The following is an 18,481-nucleotide window of genomic DNA, read 5'->3' as shown; positions in this document are numbered from 1 at the left end:
TTGCATAACTAATATGTACATATCAGTATGTACATAAAATAATTTTATAATGATATTCATGGATAGATATTAAGTTTAATTTCATTTTTGTTATTTATTAAGCGCTTAATTTGCTAGCTTAATCATGTTTTTTCGTGAGATATTGAAAGGGATAATAAATGCTCATTTACTTGATGAAACTTTTATTTCAGGGTTAAATGATGATTTCAACAATGCTGGTTATTTTTACTAATAGTATTAAGTAACTTATCAACATTTATTGTTGATTGTTTTAGTGTAAGTAAAAATATATTTTTATTTTTACTTAACTTTTTAATAGGTAGGTAGTATGTCTGTGAGATAAATGAGGTCATCTACAATATTAATTATAGATAATTTCATTTTTGGCATTAACACTATGTTTAATCTAGCTAATAATATTGATTAAATTATTAGCTAGAATGACTTAACGCTAAGCGATGAGATCGTTTTTCCAGCTTTGAGCGATGAAATCAATGAATTGGCGAACCAATGGGGTTTGATAGCTACGAGAAAGATACACAGCCCATAGTGCGCTGCTTGGGCTGTGAAACTCTGGCAAAACGCGTACTAGTGTTCCTGAGGCGATAAAGACATTTGCAAGATCGCATGGTAGCCGTACGATGCCTTTGTGATGTAGGGCAGCACGGCATAAAATTTCCATATCATTAGCGCGGATGTTGCCATTCACGGTGACAGAGATCTGTTCATTGTCTTTAACCACATCCCACTTGTTATTACTCATGTGCACAAAGCAGTTGTGCTGGGTTAAGTCATTGGGTGTATTGATAGGAGGGTGTTGGCTGAGATAGCTAGGGGAAGCGCATATGACGGTGCCGACGCTCATTAAACGGCGAGCGATGAGCGTATCATCCGGCTGTTGGGTAAAACGCAGGGCAATATCCACGCGTTCATCGACCAGTTGTGAAAGGCGATCTGAAGCGACAATGTCAATTAACACATTGGGGTGTCGTTGCGTGAAGTCTTCAACAACGGCCAATAACATGTTTTGAGCAAGGCCTATCGGCGCGGCAATGCGAATGGTACCGTTTAAGAGTTGTGACTGTTCCAACGCCCGTGTTTCAAGTTCGGCAGTTTGGTGCAAAATTTGTTCGCAACGGATTAAAGCCTCTTCACCGGCGGTGGTTAGGCTGACTTTGCGTGTCGTGCGGTGCAGTAACCTCTGCTTTAACCAATCCTCAACTTCTTGGACATGACGTGACACTTGTAATCGACTTAAGCTCAAGTTGTCTGCGGCTTTGGTAAAACTGGCAGTATTTGCCACTTCGATAAAACTGCGCATGGCGGTTAGTCTGTCCATGGTAGGCCTTTATTAGATACGAATATTGATACAATCTACATCATTTTTGGGTGTTTTTCCTCCTTCGTTTAACTACTAGACTACAATTGTTGTCGAGAAACAGAAACCGAATGAGGAAATAAATTATGAAAATTGCAGTATTAGGCGCATCAGGTTGGATTGGTAGTCACATTGTCAATGAAGCAAAAGCACGGGGCCACGAGGTGATCGCGTTAGTGCGTGATTCAAGTAAAGTTGATGCTGAAGGTGTTAGCGTTCAACAATTTGATTTACAACAGCCTTTGTCAAAAATTAGCGCTGCGTTAGCAGGTGTTGATGTCGTGATCGCTTCTATCGGCGGACGTGCAGCGGGCAACCACGATATTGTTGCGGCTACAGCGCAGAAACTGCTGTCAGATCTACCGCAAGTGGGTGTGGATCGCCTACTGTGGGTTGGTGGTGCGGGTTCATTGGAAGTCGCTCCCGGTATCAAATTGGTGACCGTAGAAGGTTTCCCTGAAGAGTACAAAGGGGAAGCATTAGCGCAAGGCGAAGCGTTGGATCTCTTCCGTGCGAGTACAAGCAAGGTTAATTGGACATTTGTTAGCCCGGCCGCTGAGATTTTTCCGGGTGAGAAACAAGGTGCTTACCGTGTGGGCGGTGACGCTCTATTGTCTGATGCTGAAGGTAACAGCAAAATCTCAGTCAGTGATTATGCCCTCGCGATGATCGATGAGTTAGAAAGTACCGCTCACCCTCGTCAACGTATTGGTGTTGCTTACTGATACCAGACCGATAGATCCATTTGGCTATTCTCTTGATCGAAAATTGCTGATAACGTGAACGAAGTAATGCTCTCTATGGGCATTACTTTTCTTTGTTTCGCTTATAGGCATTTTAATGGAAATGTTCAGTAGTACGGCGCTTATCGCCATGTTTCTTATTTTCTTGGGTTCATTTGTGCAAACGGCGATTGGTTTTGGTTTAGCGATCGTCGCAGCGCCCTTGCTGTTCTTGATCTCCGCCGATTACGTTCCAGCCCCCATTTGTATCGTGGCGCTGTTTATTTCTATCTTGAACGCCTTAAAGCATCGCTCGAACATTGAGCTCGGCGGTTTAAAAATGGCGCTGATTGGTCGCGTTCCCGGTTCAATTGCGGGCGGTATCCTTCTGGTTTTAGTCTCGACGGATGTACTGGCGTTATGGCTTGGTTTATTGGTGTTATTTGCCGTGGCTGTTAGTTTATTGCCGTATCGCATCGAACCGACCCCGATAAAAATGGGTATTGCGGGTTTTTTCTCCGGTTTCTTTGGCACCAGTTCCGCGATTGGTGGGCCGCCGATGGCGTTGATCCTACAGCATCAAGAAGCGAATCAGTTGCGTGGCAATCTTTCGGCATTTTTTGTGTTTAGCTCGATCATCTCTTTGATTATTCAAATACCGGCAGGTTTTCTGACGTTACATCATTTATGGATAACGATTCCGCTTATCCCCTCAGCTTGGTTGGGTTATAAGTTGGCGATGATGACCACGCAATCACTACCCAAAGATAACATCCGTTTCGCTGCGTTGCTGCTTTGTACGATAAGCGGCGTTACGGCGGTATGGCATGGTTTAGCCTAGCGTTAATCTTCCGTTCAGGTCATGCAATGATACTGAAAGGGTTTATGGGTCTATTTTATACGGAGTAGTAGTGATGAGAACAATCGGCAATATTATTTGGTTTTTACTGGGCGGAGTGTTTATGGGGCTCGCTTGGTGGTTTTTTGGTCTCCTTGCCTTTATCAGCATTATTGGCATTCCATGGGGGCGTGCTTGCTTTGTTATCGGTAACTTTTCGTTTTTTCCTTTTGGGCAAGAGGCGATTTCCCGTGATGAATTGACCAATCAGCAAGATATTGGTACCAGCCCATTTGGCTTAATCGGCAATGTGATTTGGTTTGTTTTCGCTGGTTTTTGGTTAGCCGTTGGTCATATTTTATCGGCGGTGGCGTGTTTTATTACCATCATTGGCATCCCTTTCGCACTACAGCATTTGAAACTCGCGGTTATTTCTTTGGCTCCGATTGGTAAAACCATCGTCCCGAAAGAAGAGGCGGCGAGAGCTCGCTATTCTTCTTATCGTTAATATAGGTTTTGTTTTTTGCTCCTTTTCTCTCGTGTTGCTCTCTCAGTGACGAGGGGAAGGGGGCATCTTGCCAACGCGATTAATACGCTTTAATCCCAAACTCTCGCAGTTTTCTAGGCAGAATGTCATCTAAATGCGCAATGTCTTGCGGATGAATATTAATCAGAGCAAAGCCGTGATCGTGGTAAATCGCTTGAGTTTGTAAGCGCGTTTTTTCGTTGGTTGCGCCACTATCTGAACCCCAATATTGTAAATAGACTTTCCCTGTTGGCAGATAAAAATCGCACATCACATCAGCTTCTATCGGCAACTGACGCTCATAAGCGTGTACGACGCCCGCCAAATAGAGCCAATTATCGATCAATAATTCGCCGGTTGAGCGAACATAGTGGCCGTCTAAGGTGCGATGTTTTGCCTCAAATTTTTGGCGAAAGTGGGACAATGATTTATCGGTCGATTGGCTGCGAGCCTCTTGCCCTAAAAATTCGACAATGGATTGTTTCAGGCGTTTATGGCGAGTCACCGTATCATGCCAAACAACAAATAATTGCTCAGAAGCTTTGTCTTCACGTTGCTGGGCGCCAGCTCTGAGCCCAGCCTCCGTTACTTGCCAGCCTTTTTCTGTTTTAGATATCCAGCCTAACTCACTCAATAGTTGATTTATTTTTTTGGGGTTGAGCCTGAAATGATCGCCAAGCTGAGTGGCACTTAACGTTTTCCCGCTGGTGGCTTGTGTGTCGACGAGCAAGTTTTCCGGCCAGACAATAAATTGGCCATATTGCGTGTGCTGGGCGTATTCGCCGCCAAATTTTGCTCCCAGTTCTGTTAATAGCCACTTGTTGTCGAAGCGGTTAATGTACCCTGCTTTTTGGAGGTTACTGAATAGTTGTTTAGCGTCGGTATTGCGCAATTTAGCCAGTGCCGAGGTTGACAGTTTTTCTGCCATCATTATCTCCTTATTTCACGAGATCCATTTAATTCAACAGTCTGATATCTCTACCTTACTTGAATTTTGGGTAAATGACAGAGCGAGTGTGTGCGATGGTTTTTAAAATAGATAAAAGCTTAATTTTTGAGCTTAGGTGCGGGTAAACATGAGTGAGTAGAACTGGTCATTGCGTTAACGCGAGTTATTGGCTCGCGTTTTCTACTCCAGACGGTTTGGCTTCAACATTGCCTGTTTTTACCCATACGTTACTCAATTTATACATGGCGCAGACACTGCATGTGAGCACTTCTCCTTTGCCATGGATCACAAGCACGATATCTTCTCGTTTTTCTTTCGAGTTATTGCGTAGCTGGATCGTCAGTTGATTACCATCCACGCTGTAAGCGCGAGACCAGTGCTGAGTTTCAGATTCAGCACGTACAATACCCTCTTCGAAAATTAATAAGTCATCATTGAACTGGTTGTCATAAGTCCCTTTGAACTCATAAGTTTCACGGTTTAACCAACGTTCAAGGTCATCTTGAAAACAGCCTTGTAAAGTGGCTGTAAGGACGAGAATACTGATTGATTTTGCCGTAGATCTTATCATGTTGCTGCAACCTCTGTTGTTGTTCGCTCAAGTTCTAATAAGCTCGCTTTACGGTTTAAGCCCCCCGCATAGCCAGTGAGTTTACCGCTTTTTCCGATCACTCTATGGCAAGGAACGATGATCGAAATTGGATTTCTACCATTGGCCAAGCCGACAGCCCTTACGGCTTTGGGGTTACCGATCGCCTCTGCAATCTGTTGGTAGTTCCAAGTTTCGCCATAAGGTATCTTGCATAATGCTTGCCACACAGATTGTTGGAACTCGGTGCCTTTTGCCGCTAAAGGTAAAGTAAATATAGTCCGTTTCCCGGAAAAGTACTCATCTAACTGTTTGATAGTATTGATGAGTATAGTGCAGTGTTCGGATTTTACCCCTAACTCTGTTGGCATGGTGGTTTCGGTTTCAAACCAAGCCCCCAACAAACCTTGCTCGCAAGCTTGCAATGTCATGATTCCTAAGGGGCTGTGATAGTGGGTGAAGCGATTCATATTAGTAATTCCAACAGTGAAAGGTGGCGTAACTTCCCCAAGGTGAAACCTTGTCTGCGTTCAGCTCAGGAAAATGGCTTAATGCCTTCTTAACCACCAAATCAGTGTCTAGAAAGCAATCTGAATCGGACTGACCTCTTAACCTAGCGTAGTTTACGGTCCACGGCCCAATACCTTTTAGTGAAAGCCAAGCATCCACATCGGCTTCAGGGTGTTGGCACATGAATTGAGCAAAGCGTGTTAAGGTCTCTTTTCGGCTGTGTGGCATCTTTAAAAAGTGCAAGTCAAGCTGTGCGATTTGTTCCGGGCTTGGAAAGTAACTGCTCGTATTTTGAGCTGGGTTTACCGCATCGACTAACAGGTTGAGCTGGCGAATGGCTGCTTTTATCGAAACTTGTTGACCTAAAATAGCTCTGACTCCCGCTTCCCAACAATTCCAAACGCCGGGAATACGGATTCCTGAACGAGTGACTAAACCCGGAGCGCAGTCTTCCAAATAGGCCTCGATGTGGCTGATGTCGGCTTCGAGGTCAAATAGGCGGCGTAGTTTTGCCACCAAGTAACGCAGTTTGGTGATGTCTTGCAACTCGAATTCAACCTCTAAATGGGTCTCAGAGGTTAAGCTGGCACGAAACCAGCCAGTCGTATTGTGTATGTTGAAGGTGCGTTGATAATGATTGTTACTGACCTGTTCAATGGCGTTTACTGCACGTAATCGATAGAAATCTAGCATATGTTGCCAATCGAAAGGGCCGCGAAAAGAGAGTGTTAATAGGTTTTTTGTCATCAATGCAGTTTTAGATTGCCGCACTTGGCTGGGGGTCAGTTGCAACGTTTTGATAAACGCATCGTTAAAGCGGCGGGTACTGTTGAACCCACAAGCGAATCCTATATCGGTAATGGACAGAGCACTGGAATGCAACAACTGCTTAGCAAACATCAACTGATGGTACTGAGCATATTGTTTCGGTGACACTCCTAAATGAGTTTGAAACAGTTGTCGTAGGTAGCGGTCACTGATCCCCAAACGTTCGGCAAATTGAGCCAGATTGCTCGATTGTAATTCACCTTGCTCAATAAGCTTGATTGCACGCAAGAAGGTGGTTTCAACTCCTTTCCATGCCCAAGAATGAGGTGCACTGTCTGGGCGGCAACGCAGGCATGGCCGATAACCCGCTCGTAGAGCCAGTGCGGAGTTGGCGAAGTATTCAACATTCTTTTCTTTTGGCAGGGTTGCCGGACATATTGGGCGACAAAAGATGTTGGTTGTTTTGACGGCAACGAAAAATCGTCCATCAAATCGCGGATCACGGCTAGTGCGAGCTTGTTGGCATTGTTCTTTATCGAGTTCCATCCATAGTGCCATTTGGTATAACGAGCCTTATGCAGTTTTTATTAAGCTAAGTGTATGCATGAATTCTGTCGATACTAGCCATTTTCGGAACTGGATGGCTTTTTCTGCGGCTTCTCTTGAAAAAGGATATTCATAACGCTGTATTCAATACCCGCTACAGCGTTATGAATTTTTTGGGTCAGTCGAGAATGACCTCGCCCGCTTGTTGTAATGAGTAAGCACTACTAGGGTTGATGTTTTTGACTAACTTTTCCACTTGCATAATGGCTTCTATCGATGAGCTGTTTTTTCGGTAGCTGAGGAAGATGGGACGCTGCCAATCTTCCACATTGTCAATTCGATACAATTGGCCAGAGTGGATAAAAGGTTCAACAAGTGAAGTAGGAAGGTAAGCGCTTCCCCCTTTTTCTAAAATGAAATCAAGTGCGATACGAGCGGTCGAGGTGCGTAAATAGGGGGTTGGCGTCTTCGGATGTCGCTCAGCATGCTCGGAAGCGAAACGGCTTCCCCAATCGACGTACACGTATTTATTATCAAAGGCGGTTTCCAATGTGTCAGGACGCGTCGAAACCAACACAAGTACTAAATCTGCGACTTTTTTGCAGTTTAGCTCTTCGGCTTTAATTGGGTCAAAGGCAAACGCCATATCTAAGGTACGCTCCAGTAGGCTGCGGTTGAGCTGCTCGCGCCCCATAACTTCCGCCATAAAGCCATAACCGCTAAAAGCATCAGTCACAACGCTTAAACAGTTTTGTAGATGAGCATCCCAAACGTTGGGCGTTCCCCCTAATGTCAGCTGTAAAGCTCGGCCATTTTCCAAAGAGAGCTCAAACTTGGCTTGTTGCAAGGTTGCCACCATCACTTCGGCATAGCCAACGAGTCGTTCTCCTGCCGATGTGAGCTTTATGTTGTTGCGATCACGCGTAAACAGTTGAGCATCAAAATAATTTTCTAATTGCTTGATGCGTGCACTGACGGCGGCTTGGGTCAAATAAAGGTTTTCAGCTGCTCGCCCAAAATGACGTACTTTGGCGAGTTCGAGAAAAGTGCGAAAAACTTTTACATCCATATTAAATCCTCTGAAATTACCCCGTCAGATTAACAAGGAAGTGCAATTATGACGATAAAAAATTTTTGTTTTTCTTTTCGGAGATTTACGCCTAATTTTCGCGTGATCTATCGCTACATGGTAGTAGCGCCATTCACATGAGGTTGATATGTCTGAGACTGAATTCCGTCACGGAAAAAAACGTTTTTACGACAATACAAAGTTTCCACGAGGCTTTGCTAAGTCTGGTGATTTTACTCTTGCAGAAGAAGAACTTCTCGCCATTTATGGTGGTACCATGCTTGGTCTTGAATCTGGTGAACTCACGCCAGAGAATGCCGAAGAAGCTCATTTTGTTAAGGCGATTGAAAACCCAGGTAAAGCGAAATCTAAGTTAGAGCGTGTCTGGTTAAAATACACTCAACTTGCTCGTGGTCGTAAGCGTTTCCATACGTTGAACGGTCGCAATAAACCGGAAAGTGGTGACGATTATAATGATGAAGAAGTCAGCTTAACGGAAGAAGATTAATCTGTATCTCTAATGCAGGATCTTAAGCCGTAATTTGGTCAGCTTTCTCATTTATCTCTTCAGCCTTATTGTCTCAATAAGGCTGACAAATTCGCTTGCATCGCCTTTCATATAAGAGATCTCTGTGCAAAAGAGTGTGACTCAATCAAGATGAGAAAAGTGCTTTCGCTCAAAGCCCTAGTATTGATGACTCACTCGGGCTTTGCATTATCGCCACTCTGCTCATTTGGTCGCGCTTAGCCAATCCATGAGCTGGGTCAACACCGCTACTTAGCCAAAATGGCTACTTTTTTCAAAAAGCTGTCGCGTAGATGCTCTTGGTCATAATCGAGATGGTAGGTATTGTGGAAGCCAACTTTTAGCTCCACACCATTTCCTTGCATGTAAATGTTATAGCCGCCATAGTCTGAAAAAGCTTCGATACCTTCATAGATTTTCCCGAACTCAGTCGGTGTACCATGCGCCATTACTGTTTCATAAGCATGGAGAATTTTCGCGGGTTCAAGTTCGTTTTTCATGGCATTTGCTCCTTTCTTGCTTGTTACTCCAAGTATGGGTAATGAATGCACGCTTCGCCAGATAGTGGAGTGATAGCGACTCAAACTTTACTTAATTTTATAGATGAATTTTTATCTCATTTGGTTATAGCATGTGCCGTATTAGTTAAGCGTACCTGTAGAAATTGCTACAAATTTAAGCGCATTTCTGGTTGAGATTTGAAGAAAGAACGAAAATTTGACCTAAAACAATGGCAGTTACCTAATACTTATTTTATAATGCGAATTAATGTTCTATTACACCATAATATTCCAATAACTAGGGGCCAATCATGAGACTTATCCCGTTAAAACAGGCTGCACAAGTCGGCAAGTGGGCAGCAGCACACATCGTAAAACGTATCAACGCATTCAACCCAACGGCAGACCGTCCTTTTGTATTGGGTTTACCTACTGGTGGTACACCATTGACGACTTATAATGCACTGATTGAAATGCATAAAGCAGGCGAGGTGAGCTTTAAGCATGTCGTGACATTTAATATGGATGAATACATTGGTATTCCTGAAAATCATCCGGAGTCATACCGCTCATTTATGTATAACAATTTCTTCAATCATGTTGATATTCAAGAAGAAAATATCAACTTACTGAATGGCAACGCACCAGATGTTGATGCAGAATGTAAGCGCTATGAAGACAAAATTAAATCATACGGCCGCATTAATCTATTTATGGGCGGTGTGGGTAATGATGGGCACATCGCGTTTAACGAGCCTGCTTCTTCACTTTCGTCACGCACTCGCATTAAGACACTGACAGAAGATACACGCATTGCAAACTCTCGCTTCTTTGATGGTGATATCAACCAAGTTCCTAAATACGCGCTAACGATTGGTGTAGGCACACTGCTAGATTCAGAAGAGATCATGATTTTGGTGACAGGCCACAATAAGGCGCTGGCTTTGCAAGCGGCCGTGGAAGGAAGCGTCAACCATTTGTGGACAGTCTCCGCACTACAACTTCACGCGAAATCAGTGATTGTATGTGATGAACCATCGACTCAAGAACTAAAAGTGAAAACCGTAAAATACTTTGCGGAATTAGAAGCAAAAAATATCGAAGGTTTCTAAGTCTCTCCCAGCTGAGAAAGGACATTCATAAACAAAAGGCCTGCTAACATCAGCAGGCCTTTTTACACTTTGTAGCAAATGGGACTTTCTATCAAATGGGGAAGTGCGAACGAAATCGGTAGTTGAATTAACCTTCAGCAGCGATTTTCGCTTCTTTTAATTCAACTACTTGTTTCTCCGGGGCAGGGTAGGTTACTCCATTAAAGCGCCCACCTTGTTCAATGCTCAAGTCGTCGCTATAAATAGACCCTGTGACGCTCCCTTTGCTTAAAATTTCAATTTTAGTCGCGTGACATGTGCCTTGGAACTCGCCATTAATGATGATGTGGCCTGCGTACAGCTCACCATTAACCGTGCCTGTTTCACTAATGACGATGGTTTTATCAACGTGCAATTGACCTTCTACCGACCCGTCAATTTGAATGTCGCTTTCTAACCTGAGTTCCCCACTAATGGAACAGCCTTTTGCGATGAGAGTTGTAGCTGAGTGCTGACTCTTAGCTCGACTTTGTTTACTAAAGATTCCCATCGGATACCTCTTACCTTACTAAATATCGTTTCAAAATCATTCACGCCCCAATCAACAAAAGGTCTTGGATCTAATGAACGGCCGACAAATCGAATTTCATAGTGCAAATGTGGGCCAGAAGATAACCCACTGTTTCCAGAATAAGCAATTAAGTCGCCCTTCTGTACAAAATCGCCCCCTTTCACGGCAAATTTTTGCAAATGAGAATAGGAGCTGGTAAATCCATAAGAGTGCTGTAAGCGTAAAAAATTGCCTGACCCTTTATCACTGGCGCGAGTGACTTCGGCAACACCATCGGCTGGTGCATAAATTGGCGTGCCTATGTTAACCGCAAAATCTTGCCCGCGGTGAATTTTGACGTTGCCAGTGACAGGATGAATACGCTCACCGTATCCTGACGAAATTCTCGCATTATGCACAGGTGCACCGCTGGGTATTTGGGTCAGCATCACCATTCTAACTGAAGAAGTGATAGCAGCGGTGTCTAAACGTGATTCTAATTCCGCTCCGCTTTCATCCATCCCCAATACTTTTTCAAGATCGCCGAGCCTGTCTGAAACAACCTGCATCTTTTCTTCTCGTTCGAGCAGGTCATTCTCTAAGCTGCTTTTTAGCTCCTTTAAAGAGGTGACTTCTTCGGTCAGTGACATCGACTGGCTCTCTAACTCTTGTTGCTTAAGTTTAGCAAAATCAACTTCATCAAGAAGGTAATAGATAACGCCGCCAGTGGCGAGAATGCTGGCAACCAGCACATAGCCAAAACCTTTTAAAAAATGTCGGAACCATTTACCGAGATGAAAGTGCTTCGTCCCATGGATGGATGAAACGGAAACAACCACTCTTTCTTTCATGAATTCGTTCACAGCGTCTATGGTTAACAGTACAGCCGATTCTAACAGGGAATGCTCAGGGTCAAAACATTTTGCGTTGTAAGGCTATACTCGTCCCACCTCTTATTGTTCGGTTTGTGAATTGGAGCGTATCCTTGGCCTGCTTTTAGAAGAAGATCCGATGTTGTTAGTAAAAAAAGCCATATTAATGTATGAGCTAATATTAATATGGTTTTGTGTATATAAGTTACAAAATAGACAATATGGAAGTGGTGGCTTTATTTCGATTAGTGAAATAAAGATGTAATTGTGATGTTTATCACTTTTGGTTCTTTAATTTTTAATAATTAGAGTGAAATTGTGATTTAAATCTCCTTTTCATTAAAAGTTAAAATTCAAAAAGTATGATATTGATCGTTTAAATCTTATTGACAAGTTGTATTTTTGTTTTTTGTTGTAAATTTACATGTCAAATTAATGACCATGATCACGAAGAAATGATTTGTAAGCTAGGATTTATGAGGGGCTGATCACGAAAAACCCGTCGTCAGTTCCAGAATGAAATTGTGTGGTAAATTGATTGTGTACTAAGCAATCAACGGTTTTTCGCAGAACCGTTACAACAACAATATTCATCAGAACATCGAACGGGGAATCCACATGATATCACCAGATGCAAAGATCAAGATACAAAATTTTGGTCGCTTCTTATCTAACATGGTTATGCCAAACATTGGCGCGTTTATCGCGTGGGGCTTTATAACCGCACTATTTATCCCAACAGGTTGGCTACCGAATGAAACGTTAGCATCTATGGTTGGGCCGATGATTACTTACTTATTACCACTGCTGATTGGTTACACGGGTGGTAAATTGGTTGGTGGAGAACGTGGCGCTGTTGTCGGTGCCATCACCACAATGGGTGTGATTGTCGGAACAGATATCCCCATGTTCATGGGAGCCATGATGGTTGGCCCTATGGGTGGTTGGGCGATCAAAACCTTTGACCAACGTGTTGAAGGTAAAGTAAAAAGCGGTTTTGAGATGTTGGTAAACAACTTCTCGGCAGGTATTATTGGTATGCTTGGCGCAATCTTGGCGTTTTACCTTATTGGGCCATTTGTCAAAGTGCTCTCTGGTGGTTTAGCGGCAGGCGTAAACTTCCTAGTTTCAGCACACCTTTTACCACTCACCTCTATTTTTGTTGAACCCGCGAAGATCTTGTTCCTTAACAACGCGATTAACCACGGTATTTTCTCACCGTTAGGTATTCAACAAGCCAGTGAAATGGGGCAGTCAATCTTCTTCTTAATTGAAGCAAACCCTGGCCCTGGTCTCGGTATTTTGTTGGCTTACATGGTGTTTGGTAAAGGTACAGCACGTCAAACAGCTGGTGGCGCTTCCATCATTCACTTCTTCGGCGGCATCCATGAGATTTATTTCCCATACATACTGATGAATCCACGTCTGATTCTTGCAGCGATTGCTGGTGGTATGACAGGGGTGTTCATTTTGACTCTCTTCAATGCAGGTATTGTTTCTCCAGCGTCTCCTGGCTCTATCTTTGCAGTACTACTGATGACACAGAAAGGATCGATTGTTGGTGTATTATGCTCAATATTTGGTGCGGCAGGTGTGTCCTTTACCGTTGCGTCATTATTGATGAAAGCACAGAGCAGCACCGAGGAAGAAGGTGATGAAGCGGCGTTAGAAAAAGCCACATCACAAATGAAAGAGATGAAATCGAGCGCAAAGGGCAATGTGACGACGGCTTCTCAAAAAAGCAATATTGATTTAGCCAACGTGAAAAGCATTATTGTTGCTTGCGATGCGGGTATGGGTTCAAGCGCAATGGGCGCAAGCATGCTGCGTAAAAAAATCAAAGATGCGGGCTTAGCGATTCACGTCACTAACCTTGCCATCAATAGTTTGCCGGAGAACGCAGAAATCGTGATTACTCATAAAGACCTGACTGGCCGCGCACGCACACATGCACCCAGTGCACAGCATATTTCACTGAGCAACTTTTTAGACAGTGAAATGTACAACCAGCTTGTGACTAAGCTTTTGGCAGCTCAACGCCCTAAGGCGGCGAATGATAGCGATGTGATTAAAGTATCCATCCTCGCTGCGAATGACGACAGCTTTGAAATTCAAAAACCGTCCGTTTTTCAAATCCAAAAAGAAAACATTCACTTAGGTTTGAATGCCGCTAATAAAGAAGAAGCCATTCGTTTCGCTGGCAATAAGTTAGTTGAGCTTGGCTATGCGGAGCCTGAGTATGTTGATGCCATGTTTGAACGTGAGAAAATGGTATCCACTTATCTTGGAGAATCGATTGCCGTTCCTCATGGTACCGTCGCCGCCAAAGACCGTGTGATTAAAACGGGTATTGTGATTTGCCAATATCCTGCTGGTGTGCAGTTTACGGACGACCAAGATGGCGTAGCGAAACTGGTTATCGGTATTGCCGCCAAAAATGATGAACATATTCAAGTTATTACCACCATTACCAACGCACTCGATGAGCCTGATGCTATCGAGAAGCTCACCTCAACCAGAGACGTGAGCGATATCTTGGCCATCCTATCGGGTAACCAAGCAGCGTAACGCTTTTGCTCCTGAGGCAAAACGAGGTCGGCTGTTCCCCTATACTGCTGACCTCACCTCAATTGAAGTATTAAGCGCTCTTTTCTCTTTTAGATAAGTTTTTGGTAGGTAAGATTATGAAAAATGCAGTACATTTTGGCGCGGGTAACATTGGTCGTGGTTTTATTGGTAAATTATTGGCCGATGCAGACATTGAAGTGACTTTTGCCGATGTCAATGAACCTTTGGTCGATCAATTGAGTCATCGTCAAGAATACAAAGTAAAGGTAGTGGGTTCTGAGTGCAAAATTGATACTGTCACTCATGTCACTGCGGTGAATTCAGCCAGTAATGATGTGATTGATCGCATTGTAAAAACGGATTTAGTCACTACAGCTGTCGGCCCTGCAGTGCTTGATATCATTGCGAAAACGATCGCCAAAGGCATCACCAAAAGATTTGAAGCGGGCAATGAACAGCCACTCAATGTGATCGCTTGTGAAAACATGGTGCGCGGTACAACACACCTGAAAGGCGAAGTGTATAAATATCTAGACCCATCGCTGCATGCTAAAACCGATGAGTTAATTGGTTTTGTCGATTCCGCGGTGGATCGCATTGTGCCACCTGTCGAAGCCGCGAACGATGACCCGTTGGCCGTGACGGTTGAAAGTTTCAGCGAATGGATTGTTGATGAACAGCAATTTAAAGGTGAGATCCCCGACATTGAAGGGATGGAAAAAACCAATAATCTGATGGCTTTTGTTGAGCGTAAACTTTTCACTCTAAATACTGGGCACTGCATTACCGCCTATTTGGGTTGTTTGAGTGGTCATAAGACGATTCGTGAAGCAATTGAAGATCCTGCAATTCGTCAGCAAGTGAAGCAAGCCATGCATGAAAGCGGTGAAGTACTCATTCGTCGTTACGGTTTTGACCGTGAATTGCACGCCGCTTATATCGAAAAAATATTGAGCCGCTTTGCCAACCCATATTTGGTGGATGAAGTGGATCGCGTTGGTCGTCAGCCAATACGAAAATTAGGCCCCAATGATAGATTAATCAAGCCATTACTCGGTACAATCGAGTACGGTGTTGAAAACAAAATGCTATTGAAAGGGATTGCGGCGGCCCTTAAGTATACCAACGACAGCGATCCTCAAGCGGTCGAGCTTCAAACATCATTGAACCAATATGGCGTATGTAAAACACTGGCCCATTACACAGGGTTAGATGAGCAGAGCGAGCAGGTTAAGCAAATTGAAGCGATCTACAAACAGCTTTAATCACATAAATACTTTGGAGGGCGCTAATGCCCTCCCTTTATAACAACAATTAGTACAGCGTATGGCAGATAGAATTAACGAAAGCGATATAATTGAACGACTGAATAGTGCCCATTCGGTGCGCGGATTCTTTATTACGACGGTTGAAGTGTTCAATGAGGCGATTGACGCATTAATGCAACGCATTTTTCGCAAAGATAACTTCGCTGTCCAATCAGTAGTTGGCCCTCTATTGCAAGATTCTGGACCACTCGGCAACTTGTCTGTCAGGCTAAAACTGCTGTTTGGCCTTGGGGTATTACCTGATGATGTTTACCACGATATTGAAGATATAATCAAACTGCGTAATCAACTCAACAGTGATGGTGCTGAATACGAGTTCACCGACCCGAAAATTTTGGTGCCGATAAAAAAGCTCCATTTGGTGGCCAAAATGGGCATGGTGCAGTTGGAAGTATTGGAGCCGGATGGCGACATTGAACTGGATTTTTACCAGCTTCAACTTCAGCGTCAGCAACAAATCATCAAATCCGGGCTCTCATTGGCGATTGTCGAAATTTGCAATGAGCTGAACAAAGAGAGCCCATTTTAACCTCATCCCAGACAGGCAAGGATTGCCTTTTCACTGAGTTCTACACCTCCCTTTTTAATCTTCTTGTGTTAGCCTAACCTTCATCTAACGAAAAGAGATTTGATGATGAAAATTGGCATTATTGGTCTAGGTGATATCGCGCAAAAGGCGTATCTTCCGGTCATCACACAGCGCCCAGATTTAGAATTGGTATTTTGTACTCGTAATCCAGCTCTTGTTACGCAACTAGCGCAGCGTTACCGCATTTCAGAGAATTGCACGGATTATCGAGAACTACTTGGCTATAACGTTGATGCGGTTATGATCCATGCGGCGACCTCGGCTCACCCTCAAATCGCCCAATTTTTCCTTGAACACGGAATTCCAACCTTTGTTGATAAGCCGCTAGCCGACAGCGCAAGCGCCTGTGAAATGTTGTATGAGCTTGCAGAAAAGCATCGTCAACCCTTGTATGTGGGGTTTAATCGCCGACATATTCCGCTCTATAACCAACACCTAAATGCAGTGCAAACTGGTAATAGAAACGACTTACGTTCGCTTCGTTGGGAAAAGCACCGCTATGATCTGCCCGGTGATGTGCGCACCTTTATCTTTGATGATTTTATCCATCCGCTAGACAGCGTAAACGTGAATGCTAAAGCCACATTGGATGATGCTTATATTACCTACCAGCAGCATCAAGGTCAGTTATCCCGCTTGGATGTTCAATGGCAACACGGCGAAAGTTTGCTGCATGCCTCAATGAATCGCCAGTTTGGCATAACCGCTGAGCGAGTCAGCGCGAGCTTTGTGAATGAAGGTTTTGAGTTTGACTCGTTTACACAAGGAAAACGTTGGCATCAAGGGCAAGAGCAAGCCCTTAGTTTAAAAGATTGGACGCCAATGCTGACCAGTAAAGGCTTTAGCGCCATGATTGACGATTGGATTGGCGTGATAAACAGCGGAAAGCTGGCTTCAGAAGTGGTGGCACGCAACTTGGCCTCGCACCAGCTGGCAGAGGCGTTGTGTCATTATATTGCGAAGCAAATTCGTTAAAACAAAGCGTGATTGAGTAGTAAGTGGACACCAATACTTGCGGCGTAGCCTGTTGCAATAATCGGTGTCCATTTTAGATGGCCTACAAAGGTGTATTTGCCGTGTGCAGCGCCCATCAGAGCCACTCCAGCGGCTGAGCCAATCGAGAGTAAACTGCCGCCGACGCCCGCTGTTAATGTGACGAGCAGCCAGTTTCCTGTGGACATATCGGGTTCCATCGTCAGTACTGCAAACATGACGGGAATGTTATCGACAATTGCCGAAAGAAAACCAATCATCACGTTTGCCCATATGGGGTTCCATTGGCTATACATCACTTCAGAGATCATGCCTAAATAACCCAGTAAGCTTAGCCCTCCTACGCACATGACCACCCCGTAGAAAAACAGTAGCGTATCCCATTCGGCGTGTGAAACTCGCTTAAAGACATCGAATGGCACCACAGAGCCAATACGTTTTAGGGCGGCCTCGTCATTATTTGCAATCGCAATTACGGTTTTTTTGGCCAGCGAAGTAGGTAAGGTTTTCCTGAGGAAATAGCCAAAAAATTGTAAGTAAGCGAGCCCCATCATCATGCCTATCACGGGTGGAAAGCGCACCACAGCATGGAATGCTACGGCGGTAGCAATGGTTAACATGAAAAGTACGACAATACGGCGGGCTCCGCGTTTAAGCTCGACATGTTCATGCAGGGTGGTTGGCTTTTCCTTGGGCAGAAAAAATGACATCAGCAATGCAGGAACAAGGTAGTTGATCACAGAAGGGAGAAACAGAGAAAGGAACTGTGAAAATGGCACATGGCCCGCTTGCCAAACCATTAAGGTGGTGATGTCTCCAAAAGGGCTAAAAGCGCCTCCGGCGTTAGCCGCTACGACGATATTAATACAAGCAATGTTGATAAAACGTGGGTTGTTTCCTGCCACTTTTAGTACGACAGCGCACATCAACAGCGCGGTGGTTAGGTTATCGGCAATTGGCGAGATGAAAAATGCAAGTAGCCCCGTGATCCAAAAAAGAGCACGAAAATCAAAACCTTTTCCCACCATCCACGCTTGTAATGCATCAAATAATCGCCGCTCTTCCATTGCACTGATGTAGGTCATCGCGACTAACAGAAACAGCAATAATTCGGCGTATTCCAGCAAATTATGCTCTAGCGCATTTTTGGCAATCTCGGTTAATTCATACTGCTGATAAACATAACCAATCATGGCCCAAATTAAACCAGCTGCAAGTAACACAGGTTTAGACTTTCGTAGCTTAAGGTACTCCTCCATCATGACCAAAGTGTATGCCAGAGTAAAAATGACTAAAGAGGCATAACCAATCGTTGAGTGTGTTAGATCTAACGAATCGATATCGTTAGAGGAAGCGAGAGCGACTGAAGGAAAGAGTAAAGTGCAGAACAAAAGAAGCCATGTGCGTCGAGGTATCATTGTGTTCACTCCTAGAAAGTTAGGCTGATAAAATTCTAGATCTATTGAAGATAGTTCGGTGTGAGATAGCTCTGATCTGCTTGATTTTTAATCTTATTCTTGACCTGTAAAGCGAATAAAGAAAAACCCTGTAGCAATGGCGACAGGGTTT

19 protein-coding genes are annotated in these 18,481 nt (G+C 44.0%); 9 read left to right on the top strand and 10 right to left on the bottom strand.

What is annotated here, in order from left to right; translation table 11 throughout:
• Positions 1-451: 451 nt before the first annotated feature.
• Entirely contained in the window at positions 452-1,339 is an 888-nt protein-coding gene (locus tag AACT23_RS17005; protein ID WP_094128616.1) for a LysR family transcriptional regulator, read from the bottom strand.
• Positions 1,340-1,464: 125 nt separating this feature from the next.
• Here AACT23_RS17005 and AACT23_RS17000 point away from each other — a divergent pair, with 125 nt between their 5' ends.
• The 3 genes from AACT23_RS17000 (at position 1,465) to AACT23_RS16990 (ending at position 3,446) form a co-directional block, all read left to right on the top strand.
• Entirely contained in the window at positions 1,465-2,103 is a 639-nt protein-coding gene (locus AACT23_RS17000) for an NAD(P)-dependent oxidoreductase (RefSeq protein ID WP_094128613.1), read from the top strand.
• A gap of 115 nt (positions 2,104-2,218) precedes the next feature.
• Positions 2,219-2,941 carry a sulfite exporter TauE/SafE family protein gene (locus AACT23_RS16995; RefSeq protein WP_013868241.1) on the top strand — a complete coding sequence of 241 codons (723 nt, stop codon included), beginning with the start codon at positions 2,219-2,221 and terminating at the stop codon, positions 2,939-2,941.
• 73 nt (positions 2,942-3,014) lie between these two features.
• Positions 3,015-3,446 carry a YccF domain-containing protein gene (locus tag AACT23_RS16990; protein WP_026027764.1) on the top strand — a complete coding sequence of 144 codons (432 nt, stop codon included), beginning with the start codon at positions 3,015-3,017 and terminating at the stop codon, positions 3,444-3,446.
• Between the two features lie 79 nt (positions 3,447-3,525).
• On the opposite strand, the gene AACT23_RS16985 is transcribed toward AACT23_RS16990, so the two are convergent.
• The 5 genes from AACT23_RS16985 to AACT23_RS16965 form a co-directional block, all read right to left on the bottom strand.
• Positions 3,526-4,392: a glycerol kinase gene (locus AACT23_RS16985; RefSeq protein WP_176428664.1), complete on the bottom strand. Its 867-nt coding sequence runs from the start codon at positions 4,390-4,392 to the stop codon at positions 3,526-3,528.
• Positions 4,393-4,576: 184 nt separating this feature from the next.
• The gene (locus AACT23_RS16980) at positions 4,577-4,984 is read right to left on the bottom strand and encodes a hypothetical protein (RefSeq protein ID WP_094128607.1); all 408 of its coding nucleotides are present in this window, start codon (positions 4,982-4,984) and stop codon (positions 4,577-4,579) included.
• On the bottom strand, positions 4,981-5,472 hold the full coding sequence (locus AACT23_RS16975) for a methylated-DNA--[protein]-cysteine S-methyltransferase (RefSeq protein ID WP_094128604.1): 492 nt from the start codon (positions 5,470-5,472) through the stop codon (positions 4,981-4,983). The genes AACT23_RS16980 and AACT23_RS16975 overlap by 4 nt, the downstream gene beginning before the upstream one ends.
• Before the next feature lies 1 nt (position 5,473).
• The gene (locus AACT23_RS16970; RefSeq protein WP_445286084.1) at positions 5,474-6,838 is read right to left on the bottom strand and encodes an AlkA N-terminal domain-containing protein; all 1,365 of its coding nucleotides are present in this window, start codon (positions 6,836-6,838) and stop codon (positions 5,474-5,476) included.
• Between the two features lie 166 nt (positions 6,839-7,004).
• A complete protein-coding gene (locus tag AACT23_RS16965; protein ID WP_013868248.1) occupies positions 7,005-7,895 on the bottom strand; it encodes a LysR family transcriptional regulator in 891 nt (296 codons plus the stop codon).
• Between the two features lie 148 nt (positions 7,896-8,043).
• Between AACT23_RS16965 and AACT23_RS16960 the strand changes: the two genes are divergently transcribed.
• Positions 8,044-8,403: a DUF413 domain-containing protein gene (locus AACT23_RS16960; RefSeq protein WP_013868249.1), complete on the top strand. Its 360-nt coding sequence runs from the start codon at positions 8,044-8,046 to the stop codon at positions 8,401-8,403.
• A 266-nt stretch (positions 8,404-8,669) separates the two neighbouring features.
• On the opposite strand, the gene AACT23_RS16955 is transcribed toward AACT23_RS16960, so the two are convergent.
• Entirely contained in the window at positions 8,670-8,921 is a 252-nt protein-coding gene (locus AACT23_RS16955; protein ID WP_094128598.1) for a DUF3081 domain-containing protein, read from the bottom strand.
• Positions 8,922-9,232: 311 nt separating this feature from the next.
• On the opposite strand from AACT23_RS16955, the gene nagB reads away from it, so the two are divergent.
• Positions 9,233-10,033 (top strand): glucosamine-6-phosphate deaminase, encoded by an 801-nt coding sequence (gene nagB, locus AACT23_RS16950; protein WP_013868251.1) that lies wholly within the window; start codon positions 9,233-9,235, stop codon positions 10,031-10,033.
• Between the two features lie 127 nt (positions 10,034-10,160).
• On the opposite strand, the gene AACT23_RS16945 is transcribed toward nagB, so the two are convergent.
• Complete coding sequence (locus AACT23_RS16945; RefSeq protein ID WP_305951630.1) at positions 10,161-10,457, bottom strand: bactofilin family protein; 297 nt, start codon at positions 10,455-10,457, stop codon at positions 10,161-10,163.
• An 8-nt stretch (positions 10,458-10,465) separates the two neighbouring features.
• On the bottom strand, positions 10,466-11,413 hold the full coding sequence (locus AACT23_RS16940; protein ID WP_094128595.1) for a M23 family metallopeptidase: 948 nt from the start codon (positions 11,411-11,413) through the stop codon (positions 10,466-10,468).
• Between the two features lie 639 nt (positions 11,414-12,052).
• On the opposite strand from AACT23_RS16940, the gene AACT23_RS16935 reads away from it, so the two are divergent.
• The 4 genes from AACT23_RS16935 to AACT23_RS16920 all read left to right on the top strand — a co-directional run bounded on the left by AACT23_RS16935 (position 12,053) and on the right by AACT23_RS16920 (position 16,894).
• Complete coding sequence (locus AACT23_RS16935) at positions 12,053-14,002, top strand: PTS mannitol transporter subunit IICBA (RefSeq protein WP_019280793.1); 1,950 nt, start codon at positions 12,053-12,055, stop codon at positions 14,000-14,002.
• A gap of 116 nt (positions 14,003-14,118) precedes the next feature.
• Positions 14,119-15,267 carry a mannitol-1-phosphate 5-dehydrogenase gene (locus AACT23_RS16930; RefSeq protein WP_094128592.1) on the top strand — a complete coding sequence of 383 codons (1,149 nt, stop codon included), beginning with the start codon at positions 14,119-14,121 and terminating at the stop codon, positions 15,265-15,267.
• A gap of 61 nt (positions 15,268-15,328) precedes the next feature.
• Entirely contained in the window at positions 15,329-15,859 is a 531-nt protein-coding gene (locus tag AACT23_RS16925; RefSeq protein WP_010319258.1) for an MltR family transcriptional regulator, read from the top strand.
• Positions 15,860-15,964: 105 nt separating this feature from the next.
• Positions 15,965-16,894: a Gfo/Idh/MocA family protein gene (locus AACT23_RS16920; protein WP_026027760.1), complete on the top strand. Its 930-nt coding sequence runs from the start codon at positions 15,965-15,967 to the stop codon at positions 16,892-16,894.
• Here the strand turns inward: AACT23_RS16920 and nhaD are convergent.
• Positions 16,891-18,339 carry a sodium:proton antiporter NhaD gene (gene nhaD / locus AACT23_RS16915; RefSeq protein ID WP_017044964.1) on the bottom strand — a complete coding sequence of 483 codons (1,449 nt, stop codon included), beginning with the start codon at positions 18,337-18,339 and terminating at the stop codon, positions 16,891-16,893. The genes AACT23_RS16920 and nhaD overlap by 4 nt on opposite strands.
• Between the last annotated feature and the right edge of the window lie 142 nt (positions 18,340-18,481).

This window comes from Vibrio sp. V09_P4A23P171 (genome assembly GCF_963875615.1).
Lineage (GTDB): Bacteria > Pseudomonadota > Gammaproteobacteria > Enterobacterales > Vibrionaceae > Vibrio > Vibrio anguillarum.
This window is presented reverse-complemented; position numbering and strand designations above follow the sequence as displayed.